The sequence below is a fragment of the Aeromonas salmonicida genome (genome assembly GCF_028355655.1).
GTDB lineage: Bacteria > Pseudomonadota > Gammaproteobacteria > Enterobacterales > Aeromonadaceae > Aeromonas > Aeromonas salmonicida.
In genome coordinates this window covers 4,274,200-4,289,310 of record NZ_CP110645.1, presented here as the reverse complement: position 1 = coordinate 4,289,310, position 15,111 = coordinate 4,274,200, and the positions used below count along the sequence as shown (strand labels likewise).

Sequence of the window (15,111 nt, the reverse complement as noted above, 5' to 3'; positions counted from 1 at the left end):
CCACGCTGTGAATGTGATCCAGCTCTCGTTTGAGGTTTGCTGTGCCGTGGGCAGGTGTGCCTCATGTCCGAATGGTATGGAGGCTCTGTGCTGGCGATCGCCAGGCGTTTATGTGGTCATGATGCTGTGACCCAGGAAAGGGTGGATAGGGAAGGGGAACAGGTCGAGAGGACGCGGAGCAGAGGGGCAACCGAGACTGACAAGAGGGACGCGACACAAAGGCAACAGAGGTTGCTTTGCCAGTGGCCAAGACAGGCTGCCGACAAACCAATCGGTATGCCGGCCCTGATCCTCAAGCAATCCTGAGCCAGGCTCAGGAGGAAACTAGAGGTAACTGACGGTCACTATGGCCATGCTATTGCTGCCTTCTGACAGCTTGTAATTCAGGGTGCCATTGATGGCGTTGAGGCTGCCAGTTTGTCGCAGGCTGGCCAAATCCAGGGTTTGGCGCTGTGCGCCGGAATAGCAGGTCACGCTGTTGTCAGAAAAGTCACAGGGTGATTCATAAATGGTACCAGTCAGGGTCACTGTGCCATCGTAAGCCGACGCGGTAGCGGGCAACAGTGCAGCACCAAGCAGCAAGGCGGTGGCGGCTGAGGAGGCGCAACGGATAATGCTTTTGCGGACAGAACCGGTGGAGGGGATGCAAGTGTTCATTTTATGTCCTTTTCGTCACATGTCGTTGTACGAAAAGGGCAACGCAATCAAAGAGAATGGCATTCAGATCATGACATCACTCTTCTCAGTTGGCAGCTCCGCTGTCTTAGGTATCTACACCCTTAGACCGGTGGCTTTGCGTCCCGACCTTTCGATCGGTTTGCCCTTTACTCTATGTCCGGATGATAACACCCCACTTTGAGAAATCAATCGCTATAAAAAAAGATGGGATATAAGTCACACCTCACAAGTGTCGATTAGTATTGGTGGGGAAATATGCCGGTCCCATATTGATGATATTTTATTTCCTTCCAATTAAATTTATTATTATGAATGCCTGTGAAGAGTGAGCCAACAACTGCGGATGTTTTAAAGCCAATGTTATTTGACATGGAAACTTTGAATGTTATCCCTGCCGTGAGAGCAAGGTGTGACCTCTTGTGCATCACAGGCAGCTTCAGATAATCCTGATTGCCTGATTGCCTGATTGCCTGATTGCCTGATTGCCTGATTGCCTGATTGCCTGATTGCCTGATTGCCTGATTGCCTGATTGCCTGAACGTGATCAGAAACATGGCCAGGAGAGTATATTTATCGTGCTCAATGTTGGTTTTTTGTTAATTTGGTTTGTGGTGTGATTAGGTTATTGGTTAATTTAATATCGCCAATGTTCAATACAGTGCTGATAATGGTGTTTTGTTATTTCAATGTGTTCCGTTGCGATTGTAAGTGTATGATTTTAAAGTGTTTAAAAAAAGATTTATAAAAATCAAAATGTATTTGATGTGCATCAAATACGTCGTTAATTTGTTTCCCAAGCAAAGGTTGAAAGCAGTATTTCTACACGGCTTACATGGATATGTATTCGTGCAGATATAAAAGGTAGCGGGAACTGCCTTTGATACGGTCTTCTGCCTTGGCTTGATAAAATTGGACATACACAGAGCAACTGATTGTCTGGCTCATATCTTCACCGGCTTAATGAAGAAAAAGTCATGCAAGAGTAGCTGTGTGGCATATCGTCTCATTATTTAACACTGTGACTCCAGCATGGTTTAGGTAATGAGATAAAACACACGTTAATGTAGGTATAAAGAATGAACGCTAATAAAATTTTGGTTGCTATGGGTGTTGGTTCCATGCTGCTGTGCGGCTCTGCTGTTGCTGCCGGCGGTGCTGGTTCAGGTAAAGTCACCTTTAACGGTGAAATTATCAATGCCCCTTGCTCCGTTGCTCCCGAGTCTGTTGACCAGGTTGTTGAAATGGGCCAGATCAGCACCAAAGAGCTGGTCAAAGGTGGTGAGTCCAACTCCAAGCCGTTCAGCATCAAACTGCTGAACTGTGAAATCACTCCTGATGAAGATGCTGTAAAAGTCACCTTCAGTGGCATCAAAGATAGTATTGATCCGAGCCTGCTGATTATCGGTGGTGGTCAAGCTAAAGGTGCTGGTATCAAGATGACTGCTCCGGGTGGTGCTGCCATTGTATTGGGCGAGCCTACCACTGCCTTCAACTTGGTGAACGGTGATAACGAACTGCCCTTCAGCGCCGTGCTGAAAGGCTATGCCGACCAGACTGCCAACCCGCTGACTGCCGGTGCCTTCACTGCAGTGACCAACTTTACTCTCTCCTACGAGTAATAGTCTGCCTTAACGTGTGATACGGGTTGTGGTGGTGCAAACCACCACAACTTCACACATGGTTTCCCCCACATCGTGCCTTGACCATGAAAACTCCAATGATTGTGCCAGTCGTGTTGCAGGTTGTGATGATGGCAATGCCTGCGTATGCAAATGAAGTAACGGATGGGTTGGCCGAGTCAGGCTGCACTTTGGATGAACAAAGAAAAACTCCCCAGCAACAAGCCAACCATAGAGTACTGAAAGTCAGTGGTTGTCAGATAGAAGGGCGAGTGGATACCTCACTGCCTTTTATATCCATGTCTGTTCATGGTGTCGTGAATGATGAACTGGGTATTGTCAGTGATGGGAAATATCACAAGGTATCTGGGGAATATTTTATTGTCTCCGATATTGTCAATCGTGATATGGAACTTGATTTGAGGGTGAATAATGGAGTGTTGTTCTATCCGAGCAATACAGCCCTATTTGAACTCAATTATATGTAAGCAACCCGATTGCTTAGTGTAGATACCTCATTATGTGAGACCGTTATGTTACCCCTAGAGTGAATATATGAGCGTTTCAACATCAAACTCTGTTAGAACACATTATCTAAAAATGGCTTTTATGCTATGCGTGCCTTGCCTGTTGGCTGTGGCAGATAACGCGTTGGCAGAAACGGAGTTTAATATTGATGCGCTTGATCTGGACGAGCGAACCAAGATAGACCTTTCCCAGTTTGCAGATGAAGGTTATATCCTGCCGGGTGATTACTATCTTGAGATTGAGGTCAACAAGAACAAGCTGCCACTCCAGAAAATCCCTTTTTATGAAGTGGAAGACGGCAAGGGAAAGGGCGGTGTTGCCTGCTTGCCTCAGGATCTTGTCCCCAGGATGGCGCTGACGGATGAAGCCATCGCCAAGATTGACAGCTGGCATCAGGGTCAGTGTGCCAACCTCCTGGCGCTGGATGGGGTCATCATCTCCAATGATATTGGTAACGGCTTGCTGAGGATTGCCGTCCCCCAGGCCTGGCTGAAATACAGTGACCCCAACTGGATTCCGCCCGAGCAGTGGGACGTCGGCGTCACTGGTCTGATGCTGGATTACAACCTCAATGCCCAGGTCAATGAAGGGCGCGACTACTCCAACAGCAACCTCAGCAGTTACGGTACCCTGGGGGCGAACTACGGTCCCTGGCGCCTGCGTGGCGATTACCAGGCCAGCGCTTATTGGGGGGATGACGAGCGGTCGTCAGCCGAGCTTAACCGTCTCTACGCATACCGGCCTCTGTCGACCATGGCCGCCAAGCTGACCGTGGGCGAACAACAGCTCAACTCCCAATTGATCGATGGTTTTCGTTATACAGGTGTCAATCTGGCCAATGATGAGCGCATGTTGCCGCCCAGCTTGCAAGGCTATGCCCCCGAGGTGAGCGGCATCGCCAAGACCAACGCCAAAGTCACCATCTCCCAGTCTGGCCGCATCATTTATGAGACCAACGTGCCTGCCGGCCCATTTCGTATTCAGGGATTGGACAGTTCTGTGCGTGGTCGCCTCGATGTGCGGGTGGAGGAGCAGGATGGCAGCGTCAGCTCTTTTCAGGTGGATACGGCAACCGTGCCTTATCTGACCCGGCCAGGGTATGTTCGCTACAACATCTCGGTCGGCGCCCCATCAGAACTGGGTGACTCTGCTCACGATATCCATGGTCCTGGTTTTGTGACGGGGGACTTCTCATGGGGGGTGGCGAACTCCTGGTCTCTTTATGGTGGTAGTCTGGTTGCTGGCGAATATAACTCCATGGGCCTGGGGATTGGTCGCGACCTGTATGCATTCGGTGCTATTTCTGCTGACTTGACCCAATCCATTGCGAAATTACCAGGTTTATCTACCAAGATTGGCCAGTCATTTCGGTTGAACTATGCCAAGCAGTTCGATGAATACAACAGCGCCATCACCTTTGCGGGTTATCGTTTCTCGCAACATAACTTCATGACAATGTCGCAGTTCCTGAGTAACAAGGATCGACTGGAAAATAATAACGTTGCATCGAGTGATGATTACAATACCTGGGGTGATAAAGAGCTATATACCATTACTGCCAACAAGACATTCTGGGCTGATGATGCCGCCAAGGCATTGACCATGTATATGGATTACACCCATAGAACCTATTGGAATCACGACGCGGAAGATCGTTACGGCCTGTCCATCAACAAGAATGTGAATATTGGCAGTTTCAAGGATGTCTCTCTCTATTTGTCTGCTTACAAGACCAAGACAGAGAATTATGAGGATGACAAGAGTGTCATGCTGACGGTCAGTATGCCGATCGGGGACAGGAAGAGTGCGGGATACAGCGTGCAGTCTTCCAACGGCAAGGTCACCCACCTGGCAACCTATCAGGATTACAGCCGGCCGGATGATACCTATCAGCTGGGGGCCGGGGTGCAGAGCAATGGTCATGCGGTCGCGCGAGGTTATTACAACCACAACAGTGACATCGGCGCCGTCAGCCTCAATGCCTACAGCGTACAGAGCGAATACACCTCGGTCGGTGCCAGCATGCGGGGCGGTTTGACGGCGACCGAACATGGCGCCGCCTTGCATCAGGCGACCCGACGTGGAGGAACCCGCATGATGGTAGATACCGGCAAGGTCGCCGATGTCTCTTTCAATAATGGACGTGCGGTAACGAACCGGTTTGGCGTGGCCGTGATCAGCGACATGACCGATTATCGCAAGAGCGATACCCGTATCGACGTGGACCAGCTGAGCGATGACATAGATGCCATGAATGCCATCAAGCAGGGAACCCTGACGGAAGGTGCGATTGGGTATAATGCCTTTGAAATTGCCCAGGGCTTCAAGTTGCTGGCCAGCGTCAGGCTGCCCAATGGTTCCTATCCGCCCTTCGGTGCAACCGTCGTCAATGACGCCGGACGGGTACTCTCCGTCGTGGATGAGGATGGTCTGGTCTATCTGGCGGGGGTAAAACCGGATGAATCGTTTGAACTTTCCTGGGGTGGTGCCCGTCAGTGCAAGATAGCGGCACCGCACGACGTAACCGATCTGTCGATGAAGACGCTCACTTGTAAGTAATGGGAACCCGATGAAAAAGCTGCTCTCTTTTACCTGTCTGGCCGTACTGGGTATGACGTCACTGAACGTCAGTGCCGCGATTGTGCTGGATCGTACTCGCGCCGTTTATCCTGGTGGCGCCAAATCCATCAGTCTCAACATCAAAAACGAAAATCAGAAGCTGCCTTATCTGGCGCAGGCCTGGATTGAAGATGCCCAGGGGCAGAAGATCGCTTCGCCTTTCGTGGTGCTGCCGCCAGTACAGCGGGTGGATGCCAATCAGAAGTCGATTGTCAGGATCGCCTCCGTGCCTGCGATCGAGACGTTGCCAAAAGATCGCGAATCTATCTATTACTTCAACCTGCGCGAGATCCCGCCTAAGAGCGAGAAGAGCAACGTCATGCAGATTGCCGTGCAATCCAAGATCAAGCTCTTCTACCGCCCCGAGGCTATCCTCCCTGAGCGTGGTGCCGTCTGGCAGGATCAAGTGACGATCACCAAGCAGGGCACAACCCTGAAGGTCAATAACCCGACCCCTTACTACGTCACCTATGTCGGCCTGGCTCATCCCAAGGGCAAAGAGAAAACATCCATTAAAGGCTTCTCTGCCTTTATGGTGGCCCCCAAATCCGAGCTGGATGCCAAGATCCCCGAGACGTTGGGCAGTGAATTCATTATCAGCTATGTAAACGATTACGGCGGATATATGGATATCAAGTACCAGTGTGTCGGCAATGCCTGTAAAGCCATGAAGAGCGAGTAAGGTTATGTTACGTTCCGTTTTTTGCTCCGGTTTTTTGCTGTTTGCTGGCACAGCGCTGGCAAATGGTTATGTCATTCCTGATGGGGATCATGAATACAGGGTTGATCTCGGTAAAGAGGATATTGAAAACAAGCCTGGCTACAAGACAAGAGCTTTTGAGTGGAATTTGGGAGGACAGTATGCAGGAACTGTTACTTGTCCCGATAGAAGCATTCCTAGCTCACCGGTGTATTACAAGGCGGTCATGAGCAATGGTCTACCTCAGGTGGGTGATGGATTTGTAAAACTGAATGACTTTCTGGATATGAAGGTTGAAATATGGATAGCTGGCTGGAAAAAGAAGTATGTAGCGGCTCCTTTCCCAAATGAAAGTAATGATTACCCAAATCACTCTTGCACCCAAGGTCGAGAGACTCGGATAACTAATTTTGAGAGTGGCAGCAAAGGGCGAGTTACTTTCCGAGTCCGAAAGCAAATTATCAATGGCGTTCAGATTTCAGATCGGCAGGTAGTGGAAATGTTCGGTAGACTGGGTGCTACCTCTTCTGATTTCAACAACATAGCCATGTCTAGAATTGTCATTAATTCGACAATTCTTTATGTGCCAGAGAAGTGTGTAATCAATGGCGGTCAGACGATAGAAGTGGAGTTTGGGGATTTACCTGGTACTGGGCTGGATGGAAGTAATTATGAAAAAACGCTCCCTTTGACCTTCCGTTGTGAAGGGGGAGCTTTCGAAGGTGATGCCTTGAAGATCAACCTTGGTATTTCTGGAAAGCCAACATCTTTTAGTCAGGACTATTTGCGGACTACCAAGGATGGCTATCAAGGTGGACAGGTCATTAATAACTTGGGGATCAAGTTCAAGCAACTGGATGGCTCCGTATTAAGGCTTAATGAATTTTACCCAGTCACCATGCAAGGTAATATTGGCGATTGGGGATTCATTGCTGCCCCTATATCACCGGTTGGTGCAGATATAGCCGCGGGTGATTTTTACGCCACAGCAACTATCGTTGCCGAATTCCAGTGAGGGAAAGTCACATGTTCAGGACGTTCTGGATAGGGTTGTTGCTTTGCCCGTCACTGGCAGTGATGGCTGCACCACGAGCGGGTGAAGACCTGGAGTTATTGGGCAATACACTTCATCTTCATGGCCGAATTATTGACCAGCCATGCCTGGTATCACCCGAGTCAGCCGATCAGTCGGTCGACATGGGGGTGGTTGACGTCAGGGAACTCTATTCAGCAGGTGCCGGGGCCCAAGTGCCTTTTGTTATCCGCCTGACCAACTGCAAGCCAGGTATTTTCCGCATGGCCAAGGTGACCTTCAGCGGTTCGGCAGATCAGCAGATGAGCGGTGCTCTGGCTTTTTCCGCTGGTTCTGCCAAGGGGGCGGGTATCAGGTTGTATGACGCCACTCAATCCCCGCTGGATTTGGGTACTCCTTCCCGCGGCTATGTGCTGGGCAATTCAACAGAAAATGAGCTGAATTTTTTCGCTCGGGTTGAAGGCCACCCGGATGCCATCGCCGCAAGGAATATCAAACCTGGCGATTATACCGCCGTGGCCAATTTCATTGTCGCCTATGAATAACTCAAGGGTCATTGCGCTGGATGACCTTCAAGTTTTCTCTGCTGGGCCAGGAGAGAACGCCCCCCATATAGCTGGATAAATATATTCCACCCGGCAGTTGGATGAACAGCGCCTTCTGTTTTGGTGGCGTCAAGGCTGCGACCAGAGTGGCGACCATGCTATTATTGATGAGTGCTTTCTGGTCAATGAAGTTGACAATAGTATTCTTTATTTCGACCGCAATATCATCATCATCACGCTCTACATCCCCGACGGAATCCAGGTTGAACAGTGTCTGTCCCTTATGATCGGTTGCAATCACGGTCGCTACCACAATCTCTCTGTTCATGGTGACAATCATCTTGCTTTTTCTGGTTATTTCTACCCAGTTCTCTGGCGCTAGGCAGCTGCTATGGTATCTGACAACGGTATGCGGATTATTATAATAATTGTGCGAAACATTCTCTCCCTGCAGCGCCATCGTTGCCACGACACATTGCACCTCTTCCATGACAGGGTGGCCCGCTCTCAACAGGAAAATATTTTCTGACAGAAGTTTGTTTTTATTGTCAATGGAAAAGTAGCTGATAGCTTCCTTTCCGATGAGAATGGAAACATGTTCATCTTCATAATGAGGGATGCGCTGAGCAAGCGGAGTCAGAGTCGCAATGTTCAATTTCAACGCATGCTCTGTCTCACTGGTCATATAGAGAGAAACATGGCTGAGATTGATCGTTCTCAGGGTATTGGCATTGGCATAATGGTAAATGAATATCACCAATGAGGTAATAGATACCATGATCAATGCAAACAGCATGATGCGTTTTGGACTGAAATAGCGGTCATATCGTCTACGGCTATATTGTCGTCTTGGTTGTGGCATGCTTGCAGGTGTTGGCACTATGTTATCAGTAGCTATCGTTTCCTCTTCTTCTCCGCTGATCTCAACCGGTGCACAGAAGATATAACCGACTCTCGGTATAGTATCGATTGCATCCAGTAAACCAATGGATTCCAGTTTTCTGCGCAGAGAGAGGATCTGACGGTTAAGGTTGGTATCGGTATTGTCCTGATTTGGCCACAAGGTCTCCTGCAGCTTGCCTCTGGCAATGACACTGCCTGCCTCATCACACAGCATTTCGAGTAGCTCTGCTTCCTTGTTGCTGAGCTTGATGTCTCTTTCTCCCTTTGAGAGCTTGAATATTGCAGCGGAGAAAATAATATCCTCTGCAATTTTATAATTTTTGTTACTCATGTGTGACTCGTCTTACCGCCAAGGAGTGCATTTTACCATCATGTGGCAGTTGTTCAAATAATGAAAAAACTACAATATCTTTAATTATCAATTATTTAGGTTTCCATTGAGGTGCTTGGCAGCGGGTATGGTACTACAGGTTATTAATTTGGTTCAAAAAACACTCAAAAAGATGGCCATTTATGTAATCGTTCTCACTTAGTTTGCAGCCTGAGTATGTTTTTGGCCTCGTTCAGGAGTTTTGTTGAATACGGTGCGGATCGGATGGATCTGTTGTGCCAGATCTTGTCGTATGGCGGTTTATTGCTTGAAGATTGACTGCTGATACAGCTTTCGCTGTGGTTTGAGAGCCCCGCCCATGTCCGGCCAGGGTTGCCAGAGGTCCGGCACCATAAAGCCGGGTAATGTCTGCCTGATCCAGGCGGCCAGCTCCGGATAGGGCACAGGTTCGCCATGCCAGTCGATGAAGGCGGCGGGTCTTTGCCCCCACTCCTCACTCGGTATGGGCACCACCAGTGCCTGGGCCACGGCAGGGTGATCCGCTAGCCGCTGCTCTATGGTCTCGGGCTGGATATTCTCGCCGCCCGAGATAAACAGATTGTCGATCCGCCCTTCCACCACCAGCTCTCCGTCGGCGGTGACATGCCCCTTGTCGCGGGTGCGAAACCAGCCAGCCTCGTCGAGCGGTCGCTCCAGTACGCCCTCCTTGAAATAACCGGCAAACAAAGTGTCACCGCGTACGCAAATTTCCCCTTGTTGAATGCAGACTTCCCGCCCCGGCAGCGGTTTGCCAACCAGGCCCGCAGTGGTCGCCTGGCCGGTACAGACCTGGCTGCCCATCTCGGAGAGGCCGTAACTCACCTTGGGGGTGAAGCCCATGGCCGCAAGGCGAGCAACCAGGGGCTGCGGGATGGCGGCGCCACCGAGCAACAGCTCGCGCAAGCGGGTGCGAGCGGGGTCAAAACCCTCAGCCATCAGCCGCCAGAGCTGGGTCGGTACCAGCGACAGGTGAGTGATGGGCTGGCATTCGAGGCGCGCCTTGAGGGGCTGACTGCGATCGTCCAGCACCAGGCTGGCGCCTGCCAGAAAGACCCGGAACAGGATGGCGTAGCCGCCGACGTGAAATAGCGGCAGGGAGAGCAGCCAGCCGCACTCTTCATCCAGCGGGATCAGGGAGGCTGAGCCCCGCGCCGAGGCCAGGTGGTTGGCAAGGCGATGAACCACGGCTTTCGGTGTGCCGCTGGAGCCCGAGGTGAGGATCATGTTGTTCAACTGGGCAGGCGCAAGTGGCCAGGGCTGCTCGGTAGCCGCCACTTCTGTGCTGAAATCCAGCCGCAGTGGGCACCCACTTCCCACCGGAATTTCGTCGGCCGACCAGAAGGCGGCCACGTCCAGCTGCTGTGCCAGTGCGGCCTGTCTGGTCAGTGGAAAGGCGGGGTTGAGCGGGCAGAAAATGATGCCGCTGCGCACGCAGGCCCAGGCCAGCAAGACGTCTGGCAGAGCGCCGCGCACCACGGCAGCCAGCCGGTCGCCGCTTTTCAAGCCGGCCCCTTCCAGTTGCAGGCACAGGCTGTTGAGCCTTGCATCCAGCTGCTGATAGTTGAGGGGGGTTGCTGTGTGGATGGCGATCCGGTGGGGCGCGGCTTGTGCCCAGTGGCGCACCGGGCATGGTTCTAAATGGGAGTGATGGTCAGATGTCGGCAGCATGCAGGCCCCTTCAGTCACGGTGAAACAGGGGCTCCAGCAGACTCAGGTCAGGGGTGCCCTGGGTATCCAGCAGGTCGCTTGCCAGCCAGCGTTTGGTGTCCAGCCCCGGTGCCTGATCCGGCGCCCATTCACCCGCGAGACGGGCGAGCTGGCCGAGGCCGAGGCCGGACTCGAAACAGGAGGAGACGATCACTTTCAGGCGCAGCTCGCGGGCGCGGGCCACCAGGGCTTCACTGTTGGCCAGAGAACCGAGCAGCATGGGCTTGAGCACCAGGGCTCTCAGTTGCGGGATAGGTTCCCAGGGTTTGCCTTGTGCCAACAGCTCGTCGATGGCGACCGGCATGCCGGTGCGGTTCGCCACGAAGGCGATGTCGTCAAAGTCGGCGCAAGGGTCTTCCAGATATTCGATTCGGTTCGGATCCAGGTGACCGCAGAAGGCCCAGGCCTCCTCACGGGTCCAGCCCTGGTTGGCGTCCAGCACCAGCTTGAGAGTGGGGATGCGATCGCACAGCAGGCGGATCAGCGCCAGCTCGTCGCGCATGGGGTAACGGGCCACTTTCAGCTTGGCCTTGCTGGGGGTCTGGTGCAGCCAGTCCTTCCAGTGTTTGAGCAGCTCCTGGGGGGAGCCTTGAATAAGGGGATAGGGTGCGGGCAGGGTGGCGGCCTGTTCAGGCCAGATCCGGCGCGCGCAATCGAACCCAAATTGCACCGAAGGCAGCAGGGGCGAGATGGGCTGTCCCTGAGCCAGTTGCTCCAGACAAGCGAGCGCTTCGGCTTGCGCTTCGGCCAGGGTCTCTTTGGAGAAACCGGGCAGGGGGGCTATCTCCCCCCAGCCCTTGTCAACGCGAACCAGCAGGCCCTCTCGCGCCACCTCCACCTTGCCGTGAAAGGTCAGGGGCTGGGTAAAAGGCAGTTGGTAGCGATAGAGAGCGAGTTTCATCAGGGATTCCGCTTGTATTTGGAGAAGTCGGGACGACGTTTTTCGTTGAACGCGTTACGCCCTTCCTGACCCTCTTCGGTCATGTAGAACAGCATGGTGGCATTCCCCGCCAGCTCCTGCAAGCCGGCCTGGCCATCGCAGTCGGCGTTGAGGGCCGCTTTCAGGCAGCGCAGCGCCATCGGGCTGTTTTGCAGCATCTCGCGGCACCAGCGCACGGTTTCGCGCTCCAGCTCGGCCAAAGGCACGACTGTGTTGACCAGCCCCATGTCGAGCGCTTGGCCAGCATCGTACATGCGACAGAGGAACCAGATCTCGCGGGCCTTCTTCTGGCCGACGATGCGGGCCATATAGGAGGCGCCCCAGCCGCCGTCGAAGGAGCCGACTTTCGGACCTGTCTGGCCGAACTGGGCGTTGTCGGCGGCAATGGTGAGATCGCACATCATGTGCAGCACGTGGCCGCCGCCGACCGCGTAACCAGCCACCATGGCGACCACGGGTTTCGGGCAGGTGCGGATGTCACGCTGGAAGTCGAGCACGTTGAGGTGGTGAGTGCCTTCGTCGTCCTGGTATCCACCGTAGTCGCCACGGATCTTCTGATCGCCACCGGCGCAGAACGCCTTCTCGCCGAAGCCGGTGAGTATGATGGTGCCGATATGATCGTCATAGCGGGCATCGGCCAGCGCCTGCAGCATCTCTTTGACGGTGCGGGGACGGAAGGCGTTGCGGACCTGGGGACGATTGATGGTGATCTTGGCAATGCCATCGCCGGACTTGTGATAGAGGATATCCTCGTAACCGGCGGAGCAATCGCGCCACTCGACAGGTGCGTACAGTTCCGCTTCCGTCATTGCCTCAATCATGGTTTTTTCCTTCTGATCTGGTAGAGCAGAGTTGAACAATAGAGTTGAGCAATATCGTCATGCTGGACGAGGGTATACAGTCCCGCTTCCGTCATTGCGTCAATCATGTGCACTCTCTTTTTCTTGTTGGTGATAAGCCCGCGACGCCGGCTCGGGTAAAGGGTGTCATGCCGTTTTATGGCGTACTCGCAATCCAGTCGCGCAGGCACGAGGCAAAGCGCTCGGGCTGGCTGGCGTGCAGATTGTGGCTGCCATCCAGGGTCAAGTGATTGATATTGCAGCCCTGCTTTACCAACTGGCAAGCCAGTTGATGGAATTTGTGATCCCGGCTGCCGGAGATCCAGGTCACCGGCAACCGGGTACTGACGAGCCAGGGCGCGAGATCCGGCTGCTGGCCCAGCGACGTGGCGCGCAGCATGGTCGCGACGGCTAGGCCCTGATTGCCAAGGCGTCCGGCTATCTGGCGGGCGCGAGCGGCCTCGTCGAGATCGGCAAAGACCCCCTGCTGATACCAGTCGGCCAGCACTTCTGTCAGCGGTTCGCGCTCGAAGCGCCGGGCCCAGCACTCGTCGTGTTCGATGCGAGCGGCCCGCTCGGCCAGTGGCAGACCGGTATGGCAATTTTCCAGCAGCAGGGCCTGCAATCCGGCAGGGGATTGGCTGGCATGATAGAGGGCGAGCCGCCCGCCCAGCGAATAGCCGGCCAGTCGGTACTGCTCGATGCCGAGTGCCTTTAGCGCATCACAGAGCCACTGATGAGCCTGCTCGAAGCCGGTCACACTCACCCCTTGATGGCTGCCGTGGCCCGGCAGATCCAGCGCGTGGCAATCTATTCCAGGCAAGGCTTCGATCACTGGCTGCCAGTCGCGGCCATCGCCGAGCAGACCGTGCAGCAGTACCAGAGGCAGTTCCTGGCCGTTCGGGTTAGAGGCCACGAATAGCCGCCCCCAGTGCCTTGAGATCCTCGGCGACTTCGCTGCTCGGTACCTTGATTTCAATCAGGGTTACTTTCTTTTCCAACGCCGGTTTTTTCAGGGCTGCGGTGTAGGCCTGCTCGAATTCAGCCAGCGTGGTTGGCGCCCGATAATGGAGGCCGAACATGGCGGCGGCGTGCTCGAAGTGCAGGCCGTGGGGCAGGCAGTAGTAGGTCTCCAGCAGCTGATCGCCGGTGGGCACCGGCAACATGCGAAAGATGCTGCCGCCGTCGTTGTTGAGCAGGATCACCACCAGCGGCCGGCTCGATTTGCCGAGCAGGGCCAGACTGTTGAGATCGTGCAGGGCGCTGAGATCGCCAATCAACAGGGTCGTTGGCTGCTCGCTCGACTGGGCAAAACCATAGGCGGTAGCGATGAGGCCATCGATGCCTGAGGCGCCGCGGTTGGTCATCACCCGGCTCGGCCCCTTGCCCGCTTCGCCGAGCATGTCCATCAGCCGGGCCGGCATGCTGTTGCCGACAAACAACTGGCCTTGAATCAGGTTGCCCAGCCGATGACAGACGCCGAGCTCTGAGAAGCGATCGCAGGCGCTGCGGATCTGGCGGGTGGCGCTCTGCTGGCGCTCCGCCAGCCGGTGCCAGGGCAGGTGGCGAGTGCTCACTTTGTGGGTTGCGGCGAAGGCGGCGGGCTCGCACACCAGACGGCGGCGCAGCCGGTAATCGGGATCGAGTCGCGCCGGCTGCGGGTCCACCAGCCAGTAATCCTGCCAGGGGTGCTGCTTGATGAACTTGCCGAGCCGCTTGGAGATGAGGCGGGCACCGAATTGCAGCAGCACTTCGGCGCGGGCCAGCTCGGCCACGAAGCAGCTGTTTTGCAGGGCGAGATCCATGTGGATTAGGTTGCGGGCATCGAAGCGGATCTGGCTCTGCAGGTCCGCCAGCAGCGGCCAGCCGAGGCGCTCGGCCAGCTCGGCCACCACCTGCGCCTGGGCGGGATCCTGAATGCGTCCCGCAACTATGATGCCGCGTTTGCCCTGCAAGGCCGCCCAATCGGGCTGGCGGGGACAGATCTGCTCATTCTGCTGCCAGGGGCTCCAGGGCTCGCTTGAATGCAGCCAGTCGCCGAGAGGGTCCAGATAGCCGGAAAAATCCAGGTACTCATCGCCGGGATAGAGGGGCTCGGGGTACATGCAGTTGAAATGGACAGGTCCGGGAGTCAGCGCCTGCTGGGCCAGCGCCTGATCCACCGAGCTCAGCACGAAGGCCGCGGGTATGGTCGGGGTGGGGCTCGGCAGGTTCTGTTGATAGACGGGGTAGCGACCGAAGATCCCCTGCTGATCGATCGCCTGGTTGGCGCCGTTGTCGATAAGCTCGGGCGGCCGATCGGCCGAGAGGATAATCAGCGGCACGCCTGTGAGTTGCGCCTCTGCCACGGCGGGCCAAAGGTTGGCGACCGCTGTGCCCGAGGTCATGATCACCGCCACCGGTCGACCGCTGCCCTTGGCCAGCCCCAGCGCCATAAACCCCAAGCCCCGCTCGTCAAAATGCAGATGGCGGCGAAAGCCGACATGGGCGGCCGCGGCCATGGTGAGCGGCGCGGAACGTGAGCCCGAGGCCAGCGCTATGTCTCGCACGCCGAGGCGATAGAGCTCTTCCAGCAAGAGGGAAGACCAGACGTGATTGAAGGTGGCATGTTGACTGGCAAACATGAGGCT

13 protein-coding genes and 1 riboswitch are annotated in these 15,111 nt (G+C 54.6%); of the genes, 6 read left to right on the top strand and 7 right to left on the bottom strand.

Going from position 1 to position 15,111, the window contains the following annotated elements; all coding sequences use genetic code 11:
• Positions 1 to 324: 324 nt before the first annotated feature.
• Entirely contained in the window at positions 325 to 657 is a 333-nt protein-coding gene (locus tag ONZ54_RS19980) for a hypothetical protein (RefSeq protein WP_005316030.1), read from the bottom strand.
• An 88-nt stretch (positions 658 to 745) separates the two neighbouring features.
• Positions 746 to 832, bottom strand: a riboswitch (cyclic di-GMP riboswitch).
• A gap of 922 nt (positions 833 to 1,754) precedes the next feature.
• Here ONZ54_RS19980 and ONZ54_RS19975 point away from each other — a divergent pair.
• The 6 genes from ONZ54_RS19975 (at position 1,755) to ONZ54_RS19950 (ending at position 7,722) form a co-directional block, all read left to right on the top strand.
• Positions 1,755 to 2,297, top strand: coding sequence for a fimbrial protein (locus ONZ54_RS19975; RefSeq protein ID WP_058394847.1), 543 nt, complete (start codon positions 1,755 to 1,757; stop codon positions 2,295 to 2,297).
• 98 nt (positions 2,298 to 2,395) lie between these two features.
• Positions 2,396 to 2,785 (top strand): hypothetical protein, encoded by a 390-nt coding sequence (locus tag ONZ54_RS19970; protein WP_005316026.1) that lies wholly within the window; start codon positions 2,396 to 2,398, stop codon positions 2,783 to 2,785.
• Between the two features lie 67 nt (positions 2,786 to 2,852).
• Positions 2,853 to 5,384, top strand: coding sequence for a fimbria/pilus outer membrane usher protein (locus tag ONZ54_RS19965; RefSeq protein WP_334312714.1), 2,532 nt, complete (start codon positions 2,853 to 2,855; stop codon positions 5,382 to 5,384).
• Between the two features lie 10 nt (positions 5,385 to 5,394).
• The gene (locus tag ONZ54_RS19960) at positions 5,395 to 6,126 is read left to right on the top strand and encodes a fimbrial biogenesis chaperone (protein WP_058394850.1); all 732 of its coding nucleotides are present in this window, start codon (positions 5,395 to 5,397) and stop codon (positions 6,124 to 6,126) included.
• A 4-nt stretch (positions 6,127 to 6,130) separates the two neighbouring features.
• On the top strand, positions 6,131 to 7,159 hold the full coding sequence (locus ONZ54_RS19955; RefSeq protein ID WP_005316019.1) for a fimbrial protein: 1,029 nt from the start codon (positions 6,131 to 6,133) through the stop codon (positions 7,157 to 7,159).
• A gap of 11 nt (positions 7,160 to 7,170) precedes the next feature.
• Positions 7,171 to 7,722, top strand: a complete 552-nt coding sequence (locus ONZ54_RS19950; protein ID WP_011899127.1) for a fimbrial protein — start codon at positions 7,171 to 7,173, stop codon at positions 7,720 to 7,722.
• Position 7,723: 1 nt separating this feature from the next.
• On the opposite strand, the gene ONZ54_RS19945 is transcribed toward ONZ54_RS19950, so the two are convergent.
• The 6 genes from ONZ54_RS19945 to menD form a co-directional block, all read right to left on the bottom strand.
• Entirely contained in the window at positions 7,724 to 8,956 is a 1,233-nt protein-coding gene (locus tag ONZ54_RS19945; protein ID WP_271786979.1) for a winged helix-turn-helix domain-containing protein, read from the bottom strand.
• A gap of 300 nt (positions 8,957 to 9,256) precedes the next feature.
• Positions 9,257 to 10,663 carry an AMP-binding protein gene (locus ONZ54_RS19940; RefSeq protein WP_271786978.1) on the bottom strand — a complete coding sequence of 469 codons (1,407 nt, stop codon included), beginning with the start codon at positions 10,661 to 10,663 and terminating at the stop codon, positions 9,257 to 9,259.
• Between the two features lie 10 nt (positions 10,664 to 10,673).
• Positions 10,674 to 11,603, bottom strand: coding sequence for an o-succinylbenzoate synthase (gene menC, locus ONZ54_RS19935; protein WP_271786977.1), 930 nt, complete (start codon positions 11,601 to 11,603; stop codon positions 10,674 to 10,676).
• Positions 11,603 to 12,463: a 1,4-dihydroxy-2-naphthoyl-CoA synthase gene (gene menB, locus ONZ54_RS19930; RefSeq protein ID WP_059111589.1), complete on the bottom strand. Its 861-nt coding sequence runs from the start codon at positions 12,461 to 12,463 to the stop codon at positions 11,603 to 11,605. The genes menC and menB overlap by 1 nt, the downstream gene beginning before the upstream one ends.
• Positions 12,464 to 12,638: 175 nt before the next feature.
• The gene (menH, locus tag ONZ54_RS19925; RefSeq protein WP_271786976.1) at positions 12,639 to 13,397 is read right to left on the bottom strand and encodes a 2-succinyl-6-hydroxy-2,4-cyclohexadiene-1-carboxylate synthase; all 759 of its coding nucleotides are present in this window, start codon (positions 13,395 to 13,397) and stop codon (positions 12,639 to 12,641) included.
• A complete protein-coding gene (gene menD, locus ONZ54_RS19920; RefSeq protein WP_271786975.1) occupies positions 13,387 to 15,105 on the bottom strand; it encodes a 2-succinyl-5-enolpyruvyl-6-hydroxy-3-cyclohexene-1-carboxylic-acid synthase in 1,719 nt (572 codons plus the stop codon). The genes menH and menD overlap by 11 nt, the downstream gene beginning before the upstream one ends.
• Between the last annotated feature and the right edge of the window lie 6 nt (positions 15,106 to 15,111).

What these genes read in the sequence shown, in the direction of transcription:
- ONZ54_RS19940 (WP_271786978.1), bottom strand. Translation starts at nt 10,663, where the DNA reads ATGCTGCCGACATCTGACCATCACTCCCATTTAGAACCATGCCCGGTG.
- ONZ54_RS19975 (WP_058394847.1), top strand. Translation starts at nt 1,755, where the DNA reads ATGAACGCTAATAAAATTTTGGTTGCTATGGGTGTTGGTTCCATGCTG.
- ONZ54_RS19970 (WP_005316026.1), top strand. Translation starts at nt 2,396, where the DNA reads ATGATTGTGCCAGTCGTGTTGCAGGTTGTGATGATGGCAATGCCTGCG.
- ONZ54_RS19950 (WP_011899127.1), top strand. Translation starts at nt 7,171, where the DNA reads ATGTTCAGGACGTTCTGGATAGGGTTGTTGCTTTGCCCGTCACTGGCA.
- menD (WP_271786975.1), bottom strand. Translation starts at nt 15,105, where the DNA reads ATGTTTGCCAGTCAACATGCCACCTTCAATCACGTCTGGTCTTCCCTC.
- ONZ54_RS19945 (WP_271786979.1), bottom strand. Translation starts at nt 8,956, where the DNA reads ATGAGTAACAAAAATTATAAAATTGCAGAGGATATTATTTTCTCCGCT.
- ONZ54_RS19960 (WP_058394850.1), top strand. Translation starts at nt 5,395, where the DNA reads ATGAAAAAGCTGCTCTCTTTTACCTGTCTGGCCGTACTGGGTATGACG.
- ONZ54_RS19980 (WP_005316030.1), bottom strand. Translation starts at nt 657, where the DNA reads ATGAACACTTGCATCCCCTCCACCGGTTCTGTCCGCAAAAGCATTATC.
- menB (WP_059111589.1), bottom strand. Translation starts at nt 12,463, where the DNA reads ATGATTGAGGCAATGACGGAAGCGGAACTGTACGCACCTGTCGAGTGG.
- menC (WP_271786977.1), bottom strand. Translation starts at nt 11,603, where the DNA reads ATGAAACTCGCTCTCTATCGCTACCAACTGCCTTTTACCCAGCCCCTG.
- ONZ54_RS19955 (WP_005316019.1), top strand. Translation starts at nt 6,131, where the DNA reads ATGTTACGTTCCGTTTTTTGCTCCGGTTTTTTGCTGTTTGCTGGCACA.
- ONZ54_RS19965 (WP_334312714.1), top strand. Translation starts at nt 2,853, where the DNA reads ATGAGCGTTTCAACATCAAACTCTGTTAGAACACATTATCTAAAAATG.